Raw genomic sequence first — 21545 nt, 5'->3', positions numbered from 1 at the left:
TCAAAATCACAAGCAAAGAACGCAAGAGACTTGACGCGGCAGCGATGCTTTTAGACTGATCATGCGTCATGCGTCATGCGTCATGCGTCATGCGTCATGCGTCATGCGTCATGCGTCATGCGTCATGCGTCATGCGTTAATTTGGAGCAAACCATGGATTTCGATATTAACAATCTCATGCAGCAGGCTCAGGCCATGCAGGAGAAGATGAAGAAAATGCAGGACGAGGCCGCCAACAGTGAAGTGGTGGGCGAGTCCGGTGCGGGCCTGGTGAAAGTCACCATGAACGGTCGGCACGATGTGAAAGGCGTGGATATTGATGCCAGCCTGATGAGCGAAGACAAGGAATTGCTGGAAGACCTGCTTGCCGCCGCAGTGAATGATGCGGTGCGCCGGGTGGAAAAACAGCAGCAGGACAACATGCAGAACATGGCGGGTGGCTTTCCCTTCCCGCCGGGCTTCAAACCCTAAGCACTGCTACGAGACGCCGAGATTGTGAAACACGCGCCGCTGGTCGACCAGCTGATCAATGCCTTTACCTGTTTGCCCGGAGTGGGCCCCCGTTCTGCCCAGCGCATGGCCTATGCGTTGCTGGACCGCGGCCGCGAATCCGGGCGCCGGTTGGGCGATGCGCTCCATGCTGCCATGGACGGCGTGCAGCATTGCCAGCGTTGCCGGAACTATGCTGAAGCAGAACTTTGCCCTGTCTGCGATGATCCGCGTCGCGATGCCTCGCTGGTCTGCATTGTTGCCACCCCCGGGGATGTGCTGGCGTTTGAACAGTCCGGCGAATACCGGGGCCAGTACTTCGTGCTGATGGGGGAACTCTCGCCACTGGATGGCGTGGGGCCCCGTGAGCTGGGGCTGGATGTGCTTGAGCAACGTCTGAATGAAGGGCAGATCAGCGAGTTGATTCTGGCTACTGGCACGACTGTGGAAGGCGAAGCCACAGCCCATTATGTACTGGACCTGGCCCAGGACGCGGGAGTGGGTGTCAGCCGCATCGCCCAGGGGGTGCCCATGGGCGGTGAACTTGAATTCGTTGATGGCGCTACCCTGGCACAGGCGCTGAGAGGCCGCAGGCCCTTTGACGCCTGATAAAGGGCACCTTCCAGGGTGTCTATCGAAAGTGTAAATCTCCTTTTCTACCCGTAAACACAAGCCGCGGTTTCGTCTGGTTTCCCTTGGCGGCTTTCTGTTATGGTTAAACCAAGCAAGCGCTAGGTTGTGCGCAATCCAATGAATCCAAGGAGGTCCAGTGAGCGCCCTGAATTATTTCAATGAAACCCACCAGATGGTGCGAGATACCGTCCGCAAATTCGTTGAGCGGGAAATCCTCCCGGAGGTGGATGACTGGGAAGAAGCAGGGGAATTCCCCCGGGAGTTGTACAAGACGGCAGCGGATGCGGGCATCCTCGGCATCAATGCTCCGGAGGAGTTTGGTGGGACGGGCGAAGACGTCTTCATGAAAATCGCCGCCTGCGAAGAGTTGGTGCGTTGCTCATCGGGCGGACTTTGCGCAAGCCTGGGGTCGCTGGATATCGGGCTGCCACCGGTCTGGAAATGGGGCAGTGATGCCATGAAGCAACGGGTTATTCCCGAGGTGATCAATGGCGACAAAATTTCCGCCTTGGCCATCACTGAGCCCAATGGCGGTTCTGACGTGGCGAACCTGCAAACCCGTGCCGTGCGCGATGGCGACCACTATGTGGTGAACGGCGCCAAGACTTTTATCACCAGTGGTGTGCGAGCAGATTATTACACCGTGGCGGTCCGTACCGGTGACAAGGGATACGGCGGCATCAGCCTGTTGTTGATCGAGAAAGGGACGCCGGGCTTTACGGTGGGGCGGAAGCTGAAAAAAATGGGCTGGTGGGCTTCTGACACGGCCGAGCTGTTTTTCGAGGATTGCCGGGTTCCGGTGGAAAACCTGATCGGCCCGGAAAATGGTGGCTTCTATTGCATCATGAGCAATTTCCAGATGGAGCGTTTGATTCTGGCCGTGACGGCAAACAGCACGGCCCAGTTGGCGCTGGATGAAGCCATGAAGTATGTGAAGGAGCGGGAGGCCTTTGGCCGCCCTCTTGCCGGCTTCCAGGTGACTCGCCACAAGCTGGCGGAAATGGCGACGGATGTGAAAGCCAGTACCGAGTTTACCTACCGGGTGGCAGCCCAAATCGCAGCCGGCGAAAACTGCGTGCTGGATGTGTCCATGGCAAAGAATGTGGCAACACGCTGTGCTGACAGGGTGACCTACGACGCCGTACAACTCTTCGGCGGCAGTGGTTACATGCGTGGCACGGTGGTGGAGCGTTTGTTCCGCGACAACCGGATTCTGTCCATTGGCGGCGGCACCCACGAAATCATGAACGAAGTGATCGCCAAGCAGTTGGGGCTTTAAGAGACGCGACACGCTTCATGCTGTGCGCAACAGCGCGGGTCGAGAGTGTCGCAATCTGAAACGAAAGAGGCCGCGTCCATGAGTGTGGACGCGGCCTCTTTTTTTTTAAGCGTGCCTTGCGTGATGCATGCAGCGTGGTGCGTCTCCCTTTAAGTACACTCCGCCCGCGCCGGTTCCATCTTGCAGCGAACCTTGCGCAGCAGGGTCAGCATGTCCGGGTCGTAGTAGCCTTCGTCACGAAGCTGGTTGCGGGCTTCCTGCATCATTACTTCGTACTCGGCCTTGTCTGCATCGGGGATTTCCACCCACCAACGCTTGTCCACGTGCTGGGCTTCTTTGTCCAGTTGATCGGTGATGCGGTGCAGGTTGTTGTAGAAATACTCCCGGGATTTTTGCGCCATGTCTGCCGGGAATTTGTCTTTCTTGGCGATCAGCTGAATGGTCAGCTGGGCCAGCGGATAATTGATGATGCCACCGTCCGGGCTCAGGCCCTTGTAGAGTTCCAGCGCGTTGTAGGCAACCAGTGGCGCAGCGATCACGTCTACCACCCCATTGTTGAACTTGGTGGAGAAGTTGGTGATGTCCGAGGCAACCGGTGTGGCGCCGACCTGGGAAACCAGCTTGGCCTGGGTTTCATCATATTCCAGCACGGCCACTTTCTTGCCGGCCGCTTTGGCCAGGGAGTTCACCTGGCGATCGTTAACGAATACATACGCAGCACCTGCAGGCGCAATCCCCATGATCTGGTAGGAGCCCTGTGACAGTTTGTCTGCGCTCTGGGGGTGAGAGAGAACCTGCAACACCACTTTCATGTGGTCCATGGAAGGGATGGCACCAATGGAATCAACCGTGCCGGCGTATTTGTTGAACGCCCGGCCGCGGATACCGGTAATCAAGGAGGCATCACAGACACCGGCTTTCAGGTCTTCCGCCGCAATGGCTTCGTTGGTGTAGGGCACCAGCTCGGTTTCCAGGCCCCAGTCCAGTGCGGCGGCTTTCCAGTCTTTCATGGCACCCATTACCGGGCCCACATTACCGACAATATCGAATACACAGATTTTGCGTTTAATGGTCTCTGCCTGCACGGAGAGGGAGGCAGTGAGCGCACAGGCCGTGACAACGGCGGTGAACAGCTTCTTCATCAGTCTCTTCCTGATTGTTATTGCTAGTATTTTGGCTGACGCCGGGAGCGTTTCCCGATACTAGTGCCAGGATCGGGGAACGCAAAAACACCAAGCGTCAGGAATGCGGGATATTAAGTCAATGGCCCGGCCGAGAGGGTGTTTCGCCGTCGGGTACATTCTGGTGCTCTTCTTCTGCGCTGTCCCAGGAAGGGGGCGGTACTTTGGCGTTGCGGCGGACTTCTCCGGGGGTGTGCCCTGTCCAGCCCCGGTAGGCCTTGCTGAAACTGGCCTGGTCGCTGTAGCCCAGATACTCAGCAATTTTTTCCAGTGCCATATCGGTGTCCACCAGGTAGCGGGTGGCAAACATTTCACGAATTTCGTTGCGAAGGCCGCTGAAGGCAAACCCGGACAGGCTCAAATGGCGGCGTACAGAACGAGGGCTCATGCCCAGCTTGGCGGCTACCCGTTCCAGGGTGCTGTCACGGCCGGGAGCGTTGCGGATTTCATGGCGTACCTGAATGACGACCTTGAGACTTTCATCGCCCTGGGCCTGCTCCTGGGACCGGGCCGTGGCCAGATAGTTGGCCACGGTGGCGTCATCATCACGAGCCTGGCGGCCGGATAGTGGCAGCAGTACGCGGTTGTGCTCACAGTTGAATTTCATTTCGATGCCTTCGCCAAGATGCTGGAAACTGGAAGCTTTGGCTGGGCACGGATAATCGTATTCAAACGTGAAACGGCGACAGACAAGCGATGCCAGTGCATGAATGCTGCCCATGTAGATGTTGGTAACAAAAGGTCTTAGTTCGCCTAGCTCCCAGCTGTCATGCAGGCGAATGGAGATGTCTTCGCCTGTGCAGTGGATTTCCATATCCATGATAGGTAATGAAACGCGCAGATATTGCACCACCATATTAACCAGTTTGCGGTAATCCTGTTGGCGAAGCAGGGCAAAACCCAGCAGGCCATGACCCTGTAAATCCAGTTCCTGACCAAAGCGAAATGATGCGGTGTCGTCTTTGAGAAGGGCGTCGGCATGACGGAGCATGGTGAGAAGCTGCCTCATGGTCAGAAAGGCATCCGGGTTATCCAGTAAGGCGGGGTCGATGCGGGCTTCTTTGAGTACGATGGTTCCACTTATCCCGTGTTTTTGTGTGAACCGTAAAAAACGGCGGGCATAGCGAATAGAAATTAGCGGAACGTCCAAAGCCATTCCATTATTTTTCATTTTTCTGCCTCGGCCATATGGCCTGACATTGTTGTTATTTTAGGTGTGATACGCGTCTCATTGGACGCGTTATTGTTACTGGTTTAAACCAGTGTTGCCATTTTTAACAAAAAAATGGCCGCTTTGACTATTAAGTAAATCACGGTCCGTGTAGATCATGAGCACCGCTTTTCAACGCATAAAAATAATCATGGAGCGGGAAAATGCAACGGGAAAATGCATCTAACCTGAAAGCCCGATATCTGCCCCTTTCCAAGGTGTCGGTACCCATAATGCGAAGAATGTATGAGATCTACTCCGGGTACTACGAAAATATAAGCCTGGATATTTTTTGCCAGGATATGGTGGAAAAGAGCGGTATATTTTTAGTGGAGGAGAAAGCAACCAAGCGTGTGGTTGGTTTTTCTACCTTGAAAGTTATCGACATGAACGTGGAGGGTCGCCGGGTAAAGGGCGTGTTTAGTGGTGACACCATCATTGAAGAAAAATACTGGGGTAGCAAAGCGCTTCAAGTGAAGTTTTTCTTCCGGATGATTCGCGAAAAAATACGCCATCCGTTTCGCCCCATGTTTTGGTTGCTGATTTCCAAGGGATATAAAACCTATCTTTTGCTGGCGAATAATTTCCATAATTATTACCCCAACCCAGAGGGAAAGGATCAGCGGTTAGCGCCGCTGGTTGATGCGTACTGCCAATCTCTCTTTTCTGATTATTACTGCAATCAGCGCCGTCTTCTTGATTTTGGTGAGGGGTACACACATCTGAAATCCGATGTGGCGGGTATTTCTGACGAAATGCGTTTGGCGAACGAAAAAATCCAGTTTTTTGAAAAACAAAATCCATCCTGGCAGCGCGGTACGGAATTGCCCTGTATCGGACAGGTTAACCTGAAGCTCCTGGTTAGCTATCCGTTTCAGCTTTGGCAAAAAAAGCGCCGTAAAACCAAGCCTGCAGTGACCGCTGTGGCCTGCGAATAAGCCGGGAAATATCATGTTTGGACATCGTCTTCTGAAACTGGCCGCCTGGCCAGGTGAGCGTCGTTTTGCGGCTGGCCGTGAGCGGCTGGAATCGGTACAGCGACAGAAACAGGCCGCGCTGCTAAAGCGGGTGGCAGCCAGCCCGCTGGGGCATCGAAACGGCATTCGGGGTGACTGGTCGTGGGAGGCGTTTGCGGACCGGCAGCCGGTTACGGATTATGAGCAATGGGCGGATGCGATTACCTTGTCGCGCGAGCACGGTGATTGTCGCTTGATCGATTCCCCCCTGGTTCGCTGCCAGCCAACCAGTGGCTCCACGTCCGCGATTAAATGGATTCCCTATACACGCCAGTTTCTTGGTGAACTGGATGCGGCCATCAGCCCCTGGATTGTGGATTTGTACCGGCAGTACCCCCGGCTGGTGCAGGGGCGGCATTACTGGTCCATGTCCTGGGTGCCCACCTCGCTGCGCGACAATATGCGCGAGGATGTGAATGACGACATTCAGCTGATGTCCATGGGCAAGCGCTTGCTGGCCGGTGCGACCCAGTGTGTGCCGCAGGATGTGGCGCTGGCCAGAACCTCCGATGATTCCCTGTTTGCCACCCTTGCCTATCTGGTCAGCGATCCGGCCCTGTCCATGCTTTCGATCTGGAGTCCCACTTTCGGGTTGGGGATGCTGCGTGCCATGGCGCAGTGGCGAGAGGAGCTGGCAGAGGTGCTTAACAGCGGATCCTGGGGGAACCGCATGCTTGGTGGTGCGGTGGATTCCTGCCCCTGGTCTCCGCAAGCGGCAGCCTTGTTGCGCGAGTGGGACGGCCGGTTAAACGCGGATTTCCTGATGGCGTTGTGGCCAAAGCTGGCGTTGGTGAGTGCCTGGGATACGGCGGCCTCCACGCCGTGGGCGAAAGAGCTGCATGCTTTACTTCCCCAGGCCGCGTTTCAGGGCAAAGGACTGTGGGCCACCGAAGGCGTGGTCACCATTCCCTATGCAGGGCGTTATCCGCTGGCGTATCGCAGTCACGTGTATGAATTTCAGGACCCTACCGATGGCCGTATCTTCGCGCCCTGGGAATTGGAGGCCGGGCAGCAGGTCATGCCGCTGCTGAGTACCGGCAGCGGTTTGTTGCGTTACCGGCTGAAAGATCTGGTGGAAGTGGATGATTTTGTCGGCGGTATTCCCAGCTTGCGTTTCCTTGGCCGAGCAGGAACCACTGATCTGGTCGGCGAAAAAATGACGGCGGCCGCTGTGGATGGTGCCATGGCCGCCCTGGCGTTACCGGAGGAATTGCTACCCGTATGCACGGTGGCGGTGGATCAATCCGCGCAGGGTTTGCCTGGCTATGTGCTGTTACTGGAAGGGGAGAACCCGGCCGTTGCCCAGCACATAGCGGTGCAAATGGAGTCGGCGTTGCAGTTGCACTTTCATTATCAGTTGGCGCGCAATCTGGGGCAGTTGGCGCCTTTGCGCTGCGTTATTCATCCGGGCATGCGTGAGCGTTATCTGCAGCATTGCCGTCAACGCGGCATGATCGAAGGCAACATCAAGATGGAGTCCCTGCAGTACTGGGCAGGGAGGGTGCCGACCTGGCTGGAAGCGCGCTCGGCACAAACAGAGGCACCCGGAGTGACGGTATGAGTTACCGCATCCGGCCTGCCTGTGACCAGGATAACGGGGCCATCCTGGCGCTGCTGCAGGGGACGCCCCAGCACGGCGCGGTGACCCTGAATTTTGAGCGGCATCCGGATTACTTCCGGGGTGCCCAGGTGACCTGCGAACAGCCGGACGTGTGGGTGGCTGAGCCCAAGGGCGGTGCCGGTGAACTGGGCGCTGTCTACAATGTGGGTTGGCGGCACCTGTGGGTGAATGGCGAGGTGAAACCGATTCGCTATGCTCACGATTTACGTATCGCGCCGCAATTCCGTAATGGCCTGGTGCTGCACCGCCTGTTTCGCCAGTTGCGCAAGCAACTGTCCGAGGGCGAGTGGATGCAGACCACGGTGCTGCGCGACAACGAGGCCTCGCTGGGCTCGGTGGCCAGTGGCCGTGCCGGGCTGCCCACCTATTACCCCCACGGCACGATCGAGACCAGCCTGGTGTATACCCGGGCGCGCCATCAGCGGCTGCCAAAAGATGTGCAAATCCGGCAAACCGGTGAAGCCGACCTGCCCGCCATGGCGGCATTGTTGCAACGCGAAGGGGCCAGCAAGCAGTTCTTCCCCTACTGGGATGTCAGCCGGGTACGCGGTGATGCCTATTGTTATGGACTGAACCCGGAAAGCTTTCTTGGGCTATGGGTCAAGGGGCAGCTCAAAGGGGTGCTGGGATTCTGGGATCAGCAGGGTATAAAGCAGACGCGCGTGTTGGGTTATGCCCGGGGCCTGCGGTTTCTACGCCACTTCTACAATACCCATAGCGTGTTGCGCGGTGGCATGAAGCTGCCTGCGCCCGGCGGCATTCTGTCTTATCTCACCTTGCACAGTGTGGTGGTGGAAGATAACCAGCCTGATTTGTTGCGTCTGTTGCTTGATCACGCGGTGGACCGTTTCCATGGCCGATATGATGCACTGGTGTGTGGCTTCTTTGCCCAGGATCCACTGGCAACGGTACCGGCCCGCTACCGCCGTCGTCTGTTGTTGAGCGATCACTTTCTGGTGAGTTATGACGGCGATCCCCGCGAGCAACTCGATGATCGCCTGCCCTATGTGGAAGTGGCGCGCCTGTGAATACCGTGTCGACCCGCACCCTGTCGTCCCGGCCGCCGGTGGATTATATCGGCATGTGGTATCGCGCCCGAGCCGGGCTGGGTATTGATGATCGCATCGAATTTATCTTTATCGATCCGTGCAGTGGTGAACGCGATACTGTCGCCCTGCGTCATCGGGACCATGATGGGGTGGGCGGTATTGCCCAGGCCCTGAAACAACGCGGGGTGGCACAGCCTCCCATGCCGTTGAGCCGCCAGAAGCAGGCACCGCGCTGGTGGCAGCGTTGGCAACGGTTGCCGGACGATCTGCCTGCGGTGGAACCGGTGTGGCGCCGCTGGCGGGCCTTGGCTGGGCAAGCAGAAGCTGAAGAAATCGAAGACAGCCCGGTCTGCGTGCAATGGTTGAATCCGGCGCAGACCCGTGCGCTGTATCAGCGGGCTCACCAAAACAAGGTGTCGGTGAACAGCTTGCTATTACTGGCGTTGCACCGGGCGGTCTGCGAGACCCTGATGTTGCACGGCATTGCCGGTAGCTGGTGCTTTCCGGTGAACATGCGCGGTGTGGTGCCCATGCTGCGCGCGGATATGAACCTGTCCAGCGCGTTCTATCTCACTGTGGATCATGAAGACAAGGCCGCCAGGCTGGACCGTTCCGTGCGTGGCTACCTCAAGGCCAATGTGCACTGGCGGTATTGGCATCTGGCGCGTATTGGACGCTTGATCGGCCAGCGGGGAGTGAACTGGTTGTGTGGGCGCCTGCAGAAAGGGACGCAGCACTGCGGGTCTTTTTCCAGCCTGGGTGAATGGGAGATCGACTTTGCCTCCGCAGGGATGCGGGAAGATACCGTGTTTGCCTGCTGCGGCCCGGGCAGCCCGAGCCATCCGGTCGCCAACGGTGTGATTGTGGTGAATGGCTGCATGAGCCTGTCCCTGAAAGTGCACTCATCCCTGGGCGCGCCGCAAGCCACGGTGCGCCAGTGCTTACAGCGCTGGGTTAATTGGCTGGGAGTGGTTGAATGAAGTTGCCTGCCGGTTTGCGTTCTCTCAGCTTGCGAACACTGGTGGCATTGCTGGCCACCCTGGCCATGGCGATGGCCGTTTTTTCGCTTTATCTGGTGCCACCGGCGCCGCCGCCGGCCAAGGCTCAGGATAGTGTGCTGGCCCTCAATACCATGACTGTGGACTGGCAGGATGTGGTGATTCCGGTCTATAGCCAGGGGCAGGCCACGGCGCGCCATGATCTGCCCTTGAGTCTGGAAGTCTCCGGGCGAATCCAGCAGGTGGCGCCGGCGTTTGCCGATGGTGGGCGAGTGGCTGCTGGCGATGTGTTGCTCAAGCTGGACCCGGAGCCCTTTGCGCTGGAGGTGACCTCACGTCAGAACAGTGTCCATGCGGCGCGTCTGCACCTGGCCCAGACCCGGGCCAAGGCGCGGGTGTCCGGGGCTTCCGGGCGCTCGTCGGCGCTGGGGCGGTTCGAACCGCAACTGGACGAAGCCCTGAGCCGGCTGAGTGCTGCCCGTGCCAGCCTGCGTCAGGCGGAGCGTAACCAGGAACAGACCGAATTGCTGGCGCCGATCAGCGGGCGCCTGAAAGCCGTGCAGGTGATGGCAGGGCAGCATGTGCAGGCGGGCAGCAAGCTGGCCCAGTTGTACCAGGAAGACCAGGTGGAAATTCGCCTGCCGGTCCGTGATGAGTGGCTTGGCTTGCTGGGTATCGTGCCTGGTGATGACAGCACTCTGGAGGCGGTCAGTGTGATCCTTACCGGCCGTTTCGCCGGCAGGGAGGGGCACTGGGAAGGCAAGGTGGTGCGCCGTGAAGGGGGGCTGAACCGCAACCAGATGATGTACCTGATCGTGCAGGTCGCCAATGACGGTCAGTCATTGCCACTGGAGCCCGGTGTACTGGTGCAGGCGGAACTGCGCGGTGCGGCGACGCCGGCGGTGGCGGTGTTGCCCCGTTCTGCCCAGGCCGGTGACCAGTCTGTCTGGGTGCTGGACGACGACCAGCGTCTGCGCCGTCAGTCGGTGGCGATACTGCATCAGGACAGTGACAACCTCTACCTCCACGATGGAGTCAACAGCGAGACGTCGGTGGTGTTGGCCGGGGATCTGCAATTGCTGGAAGGCATGCGGATTGATCCACGCCCGGCCCAGACCGGTCTGGCCCATCACAGCGAGAACAGTGGTGAGGGACATCCATGAATCGTTCCATTGCCTGGTTCGCCAGAAATGGGGCGGTTGCCAACCTGTTGATGATGACCCTGTTGCTGGCAGGGCTGCTGGCGATTCCCCATACCCGTCAGGAAACCCTGCCCAATGTGCCGCTGGACCGCATTGGCATTTATGTGGCGTATCCCCAGGCCACCCCGGAAACCGTGGAATCGCTGGTGTGTACGCCGGTGGAAACCGCGGTGGACGATGTGGAGGGCGGCACTGAGCTGATCAGCGAATCCCGTGAGGGGTTGTGCAGCGTGCAGCTGGATGTGCTGGAAGGGCATGACACGGGCGATGTGCTGGAGCAGATCCGCACGCGCCTGGATGCTCTGGATAACCTGCCCAAGGGGGCCGCACGCCCGCGGGTGCAGGAGCTGATTGTGCGTAACCGGGTGGTGCGGTTGCTGCTCAGCGGCTCCCTGTCCCGTACGGATCTGTACCAGCTGGGCAACCGGGTTCGCCGGCAGCTGCTCAACCGCGATGCTATTTCCAGCGTGGATATTGAAAACCTGCCGGAACGGGAAATGGCGCTGCTGGTCTCCCGTGATGACCTGTATCGCTACGAGCTGACGCTGGATGGTATTGCAGCTGCAGCCAGCCAGAGCGTGCAGCGCATCGCCGGCGGTGTGCTGCGCAGCGACAAGGGCGACTGGCTGCTGCAGACCGGCGAGCAACCTGGTGATGCCCGCGCTTATGAGCAACTGGTGATCCGCCAGTCGGAGCAGGGGGACTTGTTGAGCCTGGGCGATGTGGCCCAGGTGCAGGACGGTTTTTCCCGGGACACCCAGGCGGCCTGGCTGGATGGCAAACCGGCGGTGGCGCTGGATGTGTACCGGGTTGGCGATCAGAACGTGCTGGATGTGGCCGGGGCTGTGCGTGACTACCTGGCAGAAGCGGATCTGCCTCCCGGTGTCGGGTTACAGGTGTGGAGTGACGATGCTCGCCAGTTCAGTGAGCGCTCCAACCTGCTCTGGCGTAACGCCTTGCAAGGCCTGGTGCTGCTGACGCTCATGCTGGCCATCTTCCTGACCCTGCGGCTGGCGGGCTGGGTGGCACTGGGGATTCCCGTGTGCATGCTCGGTGCCTGCGCCATGCTGCCGTTGCTGGGCGAGTCCTTCAACACCATCTCCCTGTTCGCCTTTATTCTGGTGCTGGGGATTGTGGTGGATGATGCGGTGATCGTGGGCGAAAGCATTGACCACCAACGCCGCCAGGGGCTGACCGGGGGGCAAGCCGCTATCAGTGGGGCGCAACGGGTGGCGAAACCGATTTTGTTTGCGGTCATGACCACGCTTTTTGCCTTTGCTCCCTTGTTGTTCCTGCCGGGGCCGGAAGGGGCATTGATGCGGGTTATTCCCATCGTCTCGATGACCATCCTGTTGCTGTCGCTGGTGGAGTCGCTGTGGATTTTGCCAGCCCACTTGAGCCACGATCGTCCGGCGCGGGGGCTGTGGCTGAAATCCGAACAACTGGCTACGCGCCTTAACGATGGTCTGGAGCGCTGGCTGGACCAGCGTGCCCGGCCGATTCTGCAACGCTGCCTGCACTGGCGTTATGTGTTGGTGGTGGTATTCGTGGGTCTGTTTGTTTTCTGCTGCGCGTTGGTTAACAGCGGCTGGTTGACCATGGTGTTGTTCTCCCGGGTGGAAGGCGACCGGGTGATGGCGGAAGTGGTGTTCCCGCAGGGCACCGGTGATCCTCGTCTGGCACGGGAAGTAAGGGAGCTGGAAGATTCCGCCCAGGCTCTGGCTCGCCAGCTGGCAGGGGACGGTGAGGCTGCTCAAGCCGAGGCACCGATCCACATCGATGCGGTGTTTGCCGAACAGGGCGTGCGCCAGAAAACCTCCAACGCTCGTGATCCCGGTGCGCGATACCGGGTTCGGGTGACCCTGGCGATCAGCGGTGATACCAGCGCCCTGCCGCCTCGGGAAATCGCGCGGCGGTGGCGCGATCAGCACGGGGTGATCGCCGATGCGTTGTCAGTGAAATTCCATGCCAGCCTGATGCAGGTGAAACCGGATATTCATATCAATCTGTTCCACCCGGACTTGACGACGCTACAGCGGATGAGCGAGCAGGCGGCGCTGGCGTTGGCGCGCATGGATGGGGTCCACGAGGTGGCCAATAATCTGCATGCCCAGCGAACCATTGTGGATATCAACCTGCGTGAAGAAGGGGAGCGAGCCGGTTTGCGGGCCGAGCAAGTGGGGGCGCAGGTGCGCAATGCGTTCCACGGCATCGAACTGGATCGCTGGTTTGAACAGGACCGGGAGGTGCCGGTGATGCTGCGGCTGGCCCAGGCCGACAGTCGCCAGATTACCGATCTGGAGCGAATGCCGGTGCAACTGGCGGACGGTGAAATGACCGTGCTCGCGGCCGTGGCCTCGCTATCGCGCCGGCAGGCGCCGGCCATGATTAGCCACTATGACGGTCGTCGCAGTGCCACGGTGAGTGCCTTTGTGGATGAACACACCACGTCTCCAGCTCTGGTGATGGCAGAGCTGCGCAAGGCGCTGCTGGATCCGATGATGGCGGCTGACGATAAAGCCGGCTGGACGGTGGCGGGCAAACAGGCGGCGATCAAGGATTTCCTGTCACACCTGTCGATAAGCTACCTGATTGCATTGGCCGCAATCTTCTTCCTGCTCACCATTCTGTTCGGCGGTTATGGCCAGCCCCTGCTGGTGATGGCGGCGATTCCGTTTGGGCTGGTGGGGGCCTTTATGGGGCACTTTCTGCTGGGTTACAGCGTGACACTGTGGTCGCTGGTGGGAATCATCGCGGTGAGTGGCGTGGTGGTGAATGACAACCTGGTATTGCTCGATGCCATCAACGACCTCCGGGATAAAGGCGCATCGTTACGGGATGCGGTCATTCGGGGGGTGAGCGGGCGGCTGCGACCAGTAATGTTGACGTCCATCACCACCTTTGCCGGTGTTGCACCGCTGATGCTGGAAACCAGCGTGCAAGCCCGCTTCCTGATACCCATGGCCGTCTCGCTGGCCTTCGGGGTGCTGTTTGCCACCCTGGTGAGCCTGTTGCTGGTGCCCAGCCTGTTGGTGGTATCCAATGATGTGAAAGGGCTGGTCACGCGCTGGCTGGCCCGCTGGCGAGCGCCGCAGGCATCGGAACAGGATACCGTGGAGATGGCCTATGAACGCGGCCGCTTGTATGCCGGATGGGGAGGGGCCAACCCGTATCACGATGCGGTGCTGGGCTCCGCCTGGGAGGCGGGCCGGCAGGATTATATGCAAGGTCAGGTAGGCGCGCAGTGATGCAGGTTTCTGGCGGGGCTTTGTGCGTCAGGCTTCTGGCGTCAGCCGTCCAGCAAACCCCATGAACGCAAGAGGCCGCACCCCAAACAGGGGCGCGGCCTCTTCGTTAACAGCAAACTTGGCGGTTGTACGCGTTGTGGCGTGCCCCGTGAAGCCTGTTGCGTCTCTCTTTACGCCTTACCTTGATTGGCCACCGCTTCAGCAGCTTTCGCTGCCGCTTCTGCGTCGCCCAGGTAGTAGTTCTTGATGGGCTTCAGGTTGTCGTCCAGCTCGTAGACCATCGGTACGCCGGTGGGGATGTTGAGCTTGACGATTTCCTCGTCGGAAATGTCACCCAGGTATTTCACCAGCGCGCGCAGGCTGTTGCCGTGGGCGCAGATCAGCACCTGTTTGCCCGCTTCGATTTGTGGCTTGATGTCGCTTTCGAAGTAAGGCACGAAGCGGTCGACCGTGTCTTTCAGGCTCTCTGACAGGGGAATCTGCGCTTCACTCAGGTTCTTGTACACCCGGAAGTTGCCGGCGTAGCGCTCGTCGTCCCGCTCCATTTTCGGCGGTGGTGTGTCGTAGCTGCGGCGCCAGATATGGACCTGATCGTCCCCGTACTTGGCGGCCGTTTCCGCCTTGTTCAGCCCCTGCAAGGCACCGTAGTGGCGCTCGTTCAGGCGATAGTCACGGATCACCGGGATCCACATCTGGTCCATGTTGTCCAGAATGCTCCACAGGGTGCGCACGGCACGCTTGAGCACCGAGGTGTAAGCCACATCGAACTCAAAGCCGGCTTCCTTCAGCAGCTCGCCTGCGGTGCGGGCTTCCTCGCGGCCTTGCTCGGTCAGATCCACGTCTTTCCAGCCGGTGAAGCGGTTTTCCTTGTTCCATACGCTCTGGCCGTGGCGGACCAGTACCAGTTTCGTGCTCATTAGCGTCATTCCTGTGCGATTTCAATGCGGCGCAAAGAGTAGCAGAAATGCGCCGGGAAATTGAGCGCCACAGCCCGTATAATCGTTGCAAATTCTGTTGCCGCTGCCGGCAAGGCCTGTCCTGTGTGTTTTTTTGCAGGCCATTTTGCCCTTTTCATGCGCAGCGATGACCTGTGAAAGCCGCTTCAAGGGCTTTTTCATTCCCGGACAAGGCGAAAACATGGCGTATCTTTGGTGCGAGGACAATCAGGCAATCAGTGAATGGCAAGGTGGGCTGACGGCGGGGACCCCGCTGTATCTGGACACGGAATTCATGCGCGAGCGCACCTTCTGGCCGCAATTGGCGCTGGTGCAGGTACACGACGGTGAACAAATCCGCCTGATTGATACCACCCGGGTGGATGGCCCCACGCTGTCTCCGGTATTTCAGCAGCACACCCTGGTCATGCATGCCTGCTCGGAAGATCTGGAAGCCATTGCCACCTTTACCGGCCAATACCCGGCAGCCATCGAAGATACCCAGATTGCTGCGGCACTGAGCGGGGAAGACATGCAGTGGGGCTACCAGAAAGTGGTTCAGATGCTGCTGGGTGTCGATTTGCCCAAAGGTGCGACGCGCACCAACTGGCTGAAACGGCCATTGAGCGACGAGCAGCTTCACTACGCCGAAGATGATGTGAAATACCTGCCGGAAGTGGCGGCGATCCTTGCCGAGCGACTGGACAAGCTGGGGCGTCGCGCCTGGTGGCAGGAAGAGTGCGAACGTTTGTTGAACCAGGCTCGCAGTGTCACGCCTGCCCAGGATGCCTGGCGCAACGTGAAGGGGGCGGGCCTGCTGCAGGGGGAAAGCCTGGCGGTGCTGGCGGCCCTGACACCCTGGCGAGACCAGATGGCCCGGGAGCGGAACCTGCCAAAGAGTTTCGTGCTCAAAGATGCCCAGCTACTGGACCTGGCCCGGGCCAGTCGTAGTGACCGGGGCTTGCTGGCGGATCTGGGCTTTCATCCCAAGCAAATTCGTCGCGATGGTGATGCCTTGCTGGCGCTGATGGAAGAGGGCCGCCGGCAGACTCCGCCGGACCCGTTGCCGGGCCCGCCGGATGCGGCACAGAAGAAACTCGCCAAGACCCTGCGCAACCGGGTAGGCGTGATCGCCGAAGAGATGGACATGAAGCCGGATGTATTGATGCGCCGGCGTTGGCTGGAAGCCCTTATCCGTCACCCGGACCGGGTGCCGGAGCCGTTGACCGGGTGGCGCCATGACATCGTCACCCAACCCCTGCTGGAGTTACTGTAGTGAGTGAGGGAGTGTTGAAAGGCAAGCTGTTTTGTTCGATCTACAAGAGCCGCCGCAAAAGCGGTATGTATTTGTATGTGGATCGTCAGAAGGGCCTGAAAGAGGTGCCAGAAATACTGATGGGGCAATTTGGCCATGCTGAACATGTGACCGACATGATCCTTAACCCGGAGCGGCCTTTGGCCCGGGCGGATGTGGAGCAGGTCATGGGTAAAATCCGCGAGCAGGGCTTTTATCTGCAGATGCCGCCGCCGCCGGATGAAGACCTGTTCATGGCCGATGGCCATCCGGACAAACCGGCCGGGCGTGATGCCTGAGGTGACCCTGCCACTGCGTGCGCAGTTCTGGACCCTGCCACTGGGCGAGCTCAATGCCCGCGAGTGGGAGGCGCTGTGCGATGGGTGTGGCCGTTGTTGCCTGGTCAAACTGGAAGATGAAGATAGCGGCGAGTTGGCGTTTACCAATCTGGCCTGCCGCTTTCTGGATAGCAAAAAATGTCAGTGTCGGGTGTATCCGGAGCGTTTTCAGCGGGTCCCTGACTGTATTCAAGTGACTGAAGCCATTGCCCGGGATACGGACTGGCTGCCGTCCACTTGTGCGTATCGTTTGCGCGCCCATGGCCAGCCGTTACCCGGCTGGCATCCGCTGCTCAGCGAAAAGGCGGGCAGCGTGAAGCAGGCAGGCATCAGTGTGGCCGGGCGCGTGGTGTCCGAGCAGCTTGTGCCGGAAGACGATTGGGAAGAGCATATTGTTCACTGGATCGACTGAATGCAGGTGAGTGCCTGGCAGTGGATTCAATCACACGTGTAGGAGAAGTTGTGACAACACAAGCATATCTATGGGGCTGGTTTGCCTACCTGATCGGCAGCGTCGGCGTATTGTTTGTCTGGTGGTGGCTGACACGCCCGCTGTCACGGTGGGGCAAGGTGCCACTGCGTACCGTGTTGACGGCCCTGTTGCTGACCCCCTGGTCTGTTTCCCCGCAACATGACGAATGGGCGCCGGCCTGGGTGGTTAGCCTGTTCGATGGCCTGGCACAGGAAGACGTGAGCCTGTGGCGCGCTGGCGGGCCGCTGTTGGCCATGCTGGTGGTGGCATTGGTGGTGGCAGCATTTGAACTGTGGCGGCAGCGGCGCAAACAAGCGGCCATGTCGGTTCAGCAATGAGCCAGTGTATTTTCTGCCAGATCCAGGCGGGCACGTTGCCCGCCAGCGTGGTTTATCAAGATGAGCAGGCCATGGTGATTCTGGATCTTTTCCCGATCCGTGAAGCCCATTGCCTGGTCATTCCGCGTGAGCACGCGCCTCTGCTGGAAGGGCTGGACGCTGCGGTGACACACCACTTGATGGATCTGGCGCGGCGGACCATTGTCGCCCAGAAGCGGGCCGGCCTTGCCGTAAAGGCGCACAACGTGGTGGTCAACGATGGCCGTGAGGCCAATCAGCATGTGCCCCATGTGCACGTGCACGTGATTCCCCGTCGCGGCGGCGATACGCTGGTAACGGCGCTGACCTGGGCAACCCGCCTACTCAATGTCTTCGGCATGGCGAAACGACGCAAGCGCCTGGATCGGCTGGCAGGCCTGCTGTCTGAGCACTTCCCCGACAGCGCCTGACGCTCGCTCGCGTGCCGCTTAATGGGGGCGCGGCTTTCGCCAGGCGCGCACCCGTAGTGGCCAGTGCACGGTGCGTGTCTGTGGCCCCCATTGTGTTCGCAGTGTTGCACTGAAGGGGGCCAGCGGACTCTGGCCGGCTCTGGCTGCCTGTACCAGCGCGGACCAGGTATCCAGATAACCAATAAACGTCTCCACGGACCATTCCCGTTTTATGGTGGTATCCGCAAAGTGCAGGGCTGGCCAATGCAGCTGTGCCTGGGGGTAGCCAGCCACCACATCGGCGCGTTCCGCCGGCCACCATGGGCCCAGTGGGCCATCATGGAATGCCCTGACGATCCCTTCCAGACCCTCCACATCGCACAGGCCATAACTGACCAGGGCCAGTACCCCGCCGGGTTTCAGAACCCGCTCAGCCTCGGCAAAGAAGGCGGTTTTGTCGAACCAGTGAAATGCCTGGGCAACGGTGATCAGGTCCACACAGGTATCTGGCAGGGGAAGCTGATGGGCCTGCGTCGCCAGAAAGCTTGTGGCTGAGGCTGGCGCAGCCTGAAGTTGCCGAAGGCTGATATCGGTGCCGATCACATGCTGGAAGTGGGGTTCCAGGCCGCGGCTGGCCTGGCCGCTGCCACAACCCACATCCACAGCAAGATGGCTGGCAGGGCTTTGGGCGCTGAGCCATTCAAAAAGCGTATCGGGGTAGGTGGGACGAAACTGCTGGTAGTGCTGGCCGCGTTGAAACAGGCTGTCAGTCACTGAAATAACCGGTGGTATCAAAATGCGCCGCCCACAGGCGTCCGTCCGCCCGTTCCAGGTCCAGGGCGACACCGGCCAGCAGGTGGCCTTCCGGGGCTGCGCACCAGGCAATGGTGCCGTAAAGGTGGTAGGTGCCGTGTTTTTCCAGCAGGGCAACCCAGAGCTCAACATCCGTATTGGGCTTGATCGGCGCAGGCAACTCCACGCTGATCCCGGCGAGGGAAATATCGTGGGTGGTCAGATACAGGCGATCTTCCGGTGCCACGGCATCCGACCCGGCGGGCAGCAAGGTAAGAGACAGGTTCTCTTCACGGCTGATCCGGGGGTGGCGTCGGTTGTCCATTGCTGTAGCCATATGACTTACCCGTAAATCATTCTGTCAACAACGTAAGCGGCGGTGGCCATGGTGGCAACCACCCCGAACAGGAACAGCAAGAACAACAGGGCGGGCTTGATCGTTTTGGGAAGCGCTTCGGTTTCGCGTGAAGCGCGGGGTTCCTGCGTTTTACTCATCAGTTATCTCCCTGACATATCCGCATACTTTACAGTATCAGTTATTCCGGGACGATAGGAAACTGGGGCCTTGCAGGGCTGGCAACTTGAGCCCTGCAAGGGTTTTTGGCAGTTTGCGACGCTGATCACCCTGTGACGTCTATTTTCTGAAATAGCCAGTGATGCAGGCTGTCAGAGAGCAGCGGCACAAAGGCAACCAGCAACAGGGCCGTGAGCATGACGGCAATGGGCAACAGGTATTTTTCGTAGCGCCGGTAGAAAGAGCCATTGATGACTTTGGCGCTTTCCACCTCGTCATCACCGACGACCTGGCGCGTCAACAGGTGGTTAAGGGCGACGGGTGGAGACAGGTAGCCCAGCTCGAAGGCAACGAGGCTTATCATCCAGAAGTGCAATGGGGCGATGCCGTTATCGAACGCCACCTGGGCGATGGTCGCGTTCACCAGAATGACCGCTCCAAAGGGGTCCATGATCATGCCGATGATGACCATGGTCACCACCAGCAGCGTCATGGCGACCCAGATCGAAGGGAACGTTTCCGGCAAGGCTTCCATGATCCCCGAGCGTTCCAATAGCCCCCCCATGCTGACGGTCAGTGCCATCAGCATGAGCAGCGCACCAATATGCCCGGTGGTTTCATTGGTGGAGAAGCGCAGAGAGCTTTCCAGGTTGGTTCCAACCCCTTCTTCCTTGGCTGGCAGCTCTGATACCTCGCCGTTGGGTTTGAACAGATAATGGATAAGCAGACTGATGCCGAGAATCAGGTTTCGCCAGAACAGCCCGGTTAACGTATCGGAAAGCTGGTTGGCGGAGGTGCCAGATGGAATATTGCCGGCATCCAGTGCGTTGCTGACCAACCAGGCGTCATAGCTTGAATGGATCAGCAGTAGAGCCAGTACCGCGGCGCACAGGTGCAGGAAATGACGGCTGAACTTCTCATAGATCAGCACGGCCAGCATGATCATTGGCAGAATGATGGGCGCATAGTTTTCGTTAAGTTGGGCCCCCAGGATGTCTCTGAAAACCACCACCACGGTGCCAATGACAATGACGTAAGGCAGCAGGGGGACAAGCCGTTTCAGGCTTGCGGGAACCGCTTGTGAGAATGGGGCGATGCGTGCCGGTTCGGTGCGGGCAAACTGACTGTAAATGAAGAACAGTAATAGCGATAAACCGAAGACCTTGATGCCAGAAGTGAACAGTTCATCTGTGGTCACGCTGTTATTCAAGGCGGCGATAATGACCACCAGCAAACAGGGGCGCAGCACAACACCCATGGACCCGGACATGGCCGCCCCGGCCAGTGCCAACTGCTTTCTCGCGCCGGCGCGGACCAGCTCGTGGTATACGGTTGCACCGGCAGCGATGATAAAAATACCGGATGCGCCGGTATAGGCGGTGGGGATAGCGGTAACAGCAAGAATCACAAAGCACATCAGTTCGGGTGACATGCGCCAGGGGCGCAGCACATCGAAAACCAGATGCACCATCTTTGTCTGTCGCAGCATCATCCCTACCCAGATATAAAGCCCCAGGCTGAGAAACATGGTGGAAAATTCCATCATCATGCCCAGGTAGACGCTGGTGCCGTGCAGGTAGCCCTGAGACATGAACTGGATGCTGGCACTGAGGCACATATACGCGTACAGCGGAATCGTTAGCAGTGCCTTGCCCCAGCTACCGCCTTCTTCCAGATCCTTGGGTGGAGAAAAAAGCTGCCAGAGAGACGCGGCGCTGAGAATGGCGAAGCCGCCTATCCAGACTTGATGTAAATAAAAGTGGTTTACCTGGACGCCATCAGCCATCGCCTTGATTTCCTCACTGCGATAGATCAAGGCAGAAGCCAGAAGCAGCACATTGGCAGTGAGCTGGCCGAGGGTGGAGACCAGATGATCCTTGCGGGTGCGTGCCGGGCGCAAAGCGATATGGTGACGGGTCAGGGTGGCCGTCGCCGCGCAAATGAGCAGCAGCAAGCAAAGAATCAGCCGTTTGTAGTCGCCCAGAATGCTGACCACCTGTGCCACACCTCCCTCCAGGGTGCGAAAGGCAATGACGCCGGGGGTGACCTTTTCCTGGACCATTTGGTAGTTTGCCCACTTTTCACGGCACAGCGTTTGTGCGGACTCCAGGGACTGGCGCAACGCCTTTTCATCGATTTCGGTGCCAAAAAAACCGGCGAGGGGGTCGTCGGTCATTTTCTGTTTCTTTTCGGCAAGGGCGCGTTCCAGCTCCCTGTCCAGGTCAGCATCCGCGTTGCAGGTGGGCTCATTCAGGGCGCCGGCACTACGCAGTTGAAAATAGTTGTCCCAGGTGTTTTCACCGATCGAGAGAAGTTGGGAATGAATAACCTGCCCGGAAGCCAGGAAAATCGTCAGCAATAGCAGCAGCAGGGTCGGCAGGGAGGAAAACCACTCTCGGGCGGTACGCCGTTCCATGCGCAGGGATGTGGCCATGTGTTGTCCTTGTTATTTTCCTGTGAGCAAAGATTTTGCAAATTAGCACGCTGGCATAGGTATGGAAAGGCAGT

Annotated in this window: 21 protein-coding genes; 14 read left to right on the top strand and 7 right to left on the bottom strand. The window is 59.0% G+C overall.

Going from position 1 to position 21545, the window contains the following annotated elements; genetic code table 11:
- Positions 1 to 153: 153 nt before the first annotated feature.
- From ADG881_RS04745 to ADG881_RS04735, 3 genes are all read left to right on the top strand, one after another.
- Positions 154 to 471, top strand: coding sequence for a YbaB/EbfC family nucleoid-associated protein (locus ADG881_RS04745; protein ID WP_007149395.1), 318 nt, complete (start codon positions 154 to 156; stop codon positions 469 to 471).
- A 24-nt stretch (positions 472 to 495) separates the two neighbouring features.
- Positions 496 to 1098, top strand: coding sequence for a recombination mediator RecR (gene recR / locus ADG881_RS04740; RefSeq protein ID WP_007149477.1), 603 nt, complete (start codon positions 496 to 498; stop codon positions 1096 to 1098).
- Positions 1099 to 1258: 160 nt separating this feature from the next.
- Positions 1259 to 2401, top strand: coding sequence for an acyl-CoA dehydrogenase family protein (locus ADG881_RS04735; protein ID WP_007151106.1), 1143 nt, complete (start codon positions 1259 to 1261; stop codon positions 2399 to 2401).
- Between the two features lie 149 nt (positions 2402 to 2550).
- On the opposite strand, the gene ADG881_RS04730 is transcribed toward ADG881_RS04735, so the two are convergent.
- Both ADG881_RS04730 and ADG881_RS04725 read right to left on the bottom strand, forming a co-directional pair.
- Positions 2551 to 3543, bottom strand: a complete 993-nt coding sequence (locus ADG881_RS04730) for a putative solute-binding protein (RefSeq protein WP_007150695.1) — start codon at positions 3541 to 3543, stop codon at positions 2551 to 2553.
- A 118-nt stretch (positions 3544 to 3661) separates the two neighbouring features.
- On the bottom strand, positions 3662 to 4738 hold the full coding sequence (locus tag ADG881_RS04725) for an AraC family transcriptional regulator (RefSeq protein WP_232211686.1): 1077 nt from the start codon (positions 4736 to 4738) through the stop codon (positions 3662 to 3664).
- Between the two features lie 218 nt (positions 4739 to 4956).
- Here ADG881_RS04725 and ADG881_RS04720 point away from each other — a divergent pair, with 218 nt between their 5' ends.
- The 6 genes from ADG881_RS04720 to ADG881_RS04695 are packed head-to-tail and all read left to right on the top strand — an operon-like array spanning position 4957 to position 13926.
- Complete coding sequence (locus ADG881_RS04720; RefSeq protein ID WP_039926139.1) at positions 4957 to 5730, top strand: hypothetical protein; 774 nt, start codon at positions 4957 to 4959, stop codon at positions 5728 to 5730.
- 13 nt (positions 5731 to 5743) lie between these two features.
- The gene (locus ADG881_RS04715) at positions 5744 to 7369 is read left to right on the top strand and encodes a GH3 auxin-responsive promoter family protein (protein ID WP_007149754.1); all 1626 of its coding nucleotides are present in this window, start codon (positions 5744 to 5746) and stop codon (positions 7367 to 7369) included.
- Positions 7366 to 8457 carry a hypothetical protein gene (locus tag ADG881_RS04710; RefSeq protein ID WP_039926138.1) on the top strand — a complete coding sequence of 364 codons (1092 nt, stop codon included), beginning with the start codon at positions 7366 to 7368 and terminating at the stop codon, positions 8455 to 8457. The genes ADG881_RS04715 and ADG881_RS04710 overlap by 4 nt, the downstream gene beginning before the upstream one ends.
- A complete protein-coding gene (locus ADG881_RS04705) occupies positions 8454 to 9458 on the top strand; it encodes a hypothetical protein (protein WP_039926136.1) in 1005 nt (334 codons plus the stop codon). Before ADG881_RS04710 ends, ADG881_RS04705 begins: the two co-directional genes overlap by 4 nt.
- Positions 9455 to 10639 carry an efflux RND transporter periplasmic adaptor subunit gene (locus ADG881_RS04700; protein WP_007150274.1) on the top strand — a complete coding sequence of 395 codons (1185 nt, stop codon included), beginning with the start codon at positions 9455 to 9457 and terminating at the stop codon, positions 10637 to 10639. The genes ADG881_RS04705 and ADG881_RS04700 overlap by 4 nt, the downstream gene beginning before the upstream one ends.
- Positions 10636 to 13926, top strand: a complete 3291-nt coding sequence (locus tag ADG881_RS04695; RefSeq protein ID WP_007151468.1) for an efflux RND transporter permease subunit — start codon at positions 10636 to 10638, stop codon at positions 13924 to 13926. The genes ADG881_RS04700 and ADG881_RS04695 overlap by 4 nt, the downstream gene beginning before the upstream one ends.
- Positions 13927 to 14096: 170 nt before the next feature.
- Here the strand turns inward: ADG881_RS04695 and gpmA are convergent, their stop codons facing one another.
- Positions 14097 to 14843 (bottom strand): 2,3-diphosphoglycerate-dependent phosphoglycerate mutase, encoded by a 747-nt coding sequence (gene gpmA / locus ADG881_RS04690; RefSeq protein WP_039926133.1) that lies wholly within the window; start codon positions 14841 to 14843, stop codon positions 14097 to 14099.
- A 220-nt stretch (positions 14844 to 15063) separates the two neighbouring features.
- On the opposite strand from gpmA, the gene rnd reads away from it, so the two are divergent.
- From rnd to ADG881_RS04665, 5 genes are read left to right on the top strand one after another with little or no spacing between them, the layout of a single operon-like run.
- Positions 15064 to 16137, top strand: a complete 1074-nt coding sequence (gene rnd, locus ADG881_RS04685; protein ID WP_039927209.1) for a ribonuclease D — start codon at positions 15064 to 15066, stop codon at positions 16135 to 16137.
- A complete protein-coding gene (locus ADG881_RS04680; protein ID WP_156790342.1) occupies positions 16137 to 16454 on the top strand; it encodes a YcgL domain-containing protein in 318 nt (105 codons plus the stop codon). Before rnd ends, ADG881_RS04680 begins: the two co-directional genes overlap by 1 nt.
- Positions 16447 to 16905, top strand: a complete 459-nt coding sequence (locus ADG881_RS04675) for a YcgN family cysteine cluster protein (protein ID WP_039926131.1) — start codon at positions 16447 to 16449, stop codon at positions 16903 to 16905. Before ADG881_RS04680 ends, ADG881_RS04675 begins: the two co-directional genes overlap by 8 nt.
- A gap of 50 nt (positions 16906 to 16955) precedes the next feature.
- A complete protein-coding gene (locus ADG881_RS04670; RefSeq protein ID WP_083787457.1) occupies positions 16956 to 17303 on the top strand; it encodes a hypothetical protein in 348 nt (115 codons plus the stop codon).
- Entirely contained in the window at positions 17300 to 17752 is a 453-nt protein-coding gene (locus tag ADG881_RS04665; protein ID WP_007148530.1) for an HIT family protein, read from the top strand. Before ADG881_RS04670 ends, ADG881_RS04665 begins: the two co-directional genes overlap by 4 nt.
- An 18-nt stretch (positions 17753 to 17770) precedes the next feature.
- On the opposite strand, the gene ADG881_RS04660 is transcribed toward ADG881_RS04665, so the two are convergent.
- The 4 genes from ADG881_RS04660 to ADG881_RS04650 form a co-directional block, all read right to left on the bottom strand.
- The gene (locus ADG881_RS04660) at positions 17771 to 18505 is read right to left on the bottom strand and encodes a class I SAM-dependent methyltransferase (protein WP_007150178.1); all 735 of its coding nucleotides are present in this window, start codon (positions 18503 to 18505) and stop codon (positions 17771 to 17773) included.
- On the bottom strand, positions 18498 to 18860 hold the full coding sequence (locus ADG881_RS04655; RefSeq protein ID WP_039926129.1) for a PilZ domain-containing protein: 363 nt from the start codon (positions 18858 to 18860) through the stop codon (positions 18498 to 18500). The genes ADG881_RS04660 and ADG881_RS04655 overlap by 8 nt, the downstream gene beginning before the upstream one ends.
- A gap of 5 nt (positions 18861 to 18865) precedes the next feature.
- Positions 18866 to 19018 carry a hypothetical protein gene (locus ADG881_RS17485; RefSeq protein WP_007149819.1) on the bottom strand — a complete coding sequence of 51 codons (153 nt, stop codon included), beginning with the start codon at positions 19016 to 19018 and terminating at the stop codon, positions 18866 to 18868.
- 125 nt (positions 19019 to 19143) lie between these two features.
- A complete protein-coding gene (locus ADG881_RS04650) occupies positions 19144 to 21471 on the bottom strand; it encodes a TRAP transporter large permease subunit (protein WP_007149394.1) in 2328 nt (775 codons plus the stop codon).
- Positions 21472 to 21545: the final 74 nt, after the last annotated feature.

This window comes from Alcanivorax sp. DG881, assembly GCF_000155615.1.
GTDB lineage: Bacteria > Pseudomonadota > Gammaproteobacteria > Pseudomonadales > Alcanivoracaceae > Alcanivorax.
The sequence above is the reverse complement of the archived record's forward strand: the minus strand, read 5'-3'. Positions and strand labels throughout refer to the sequence as shown.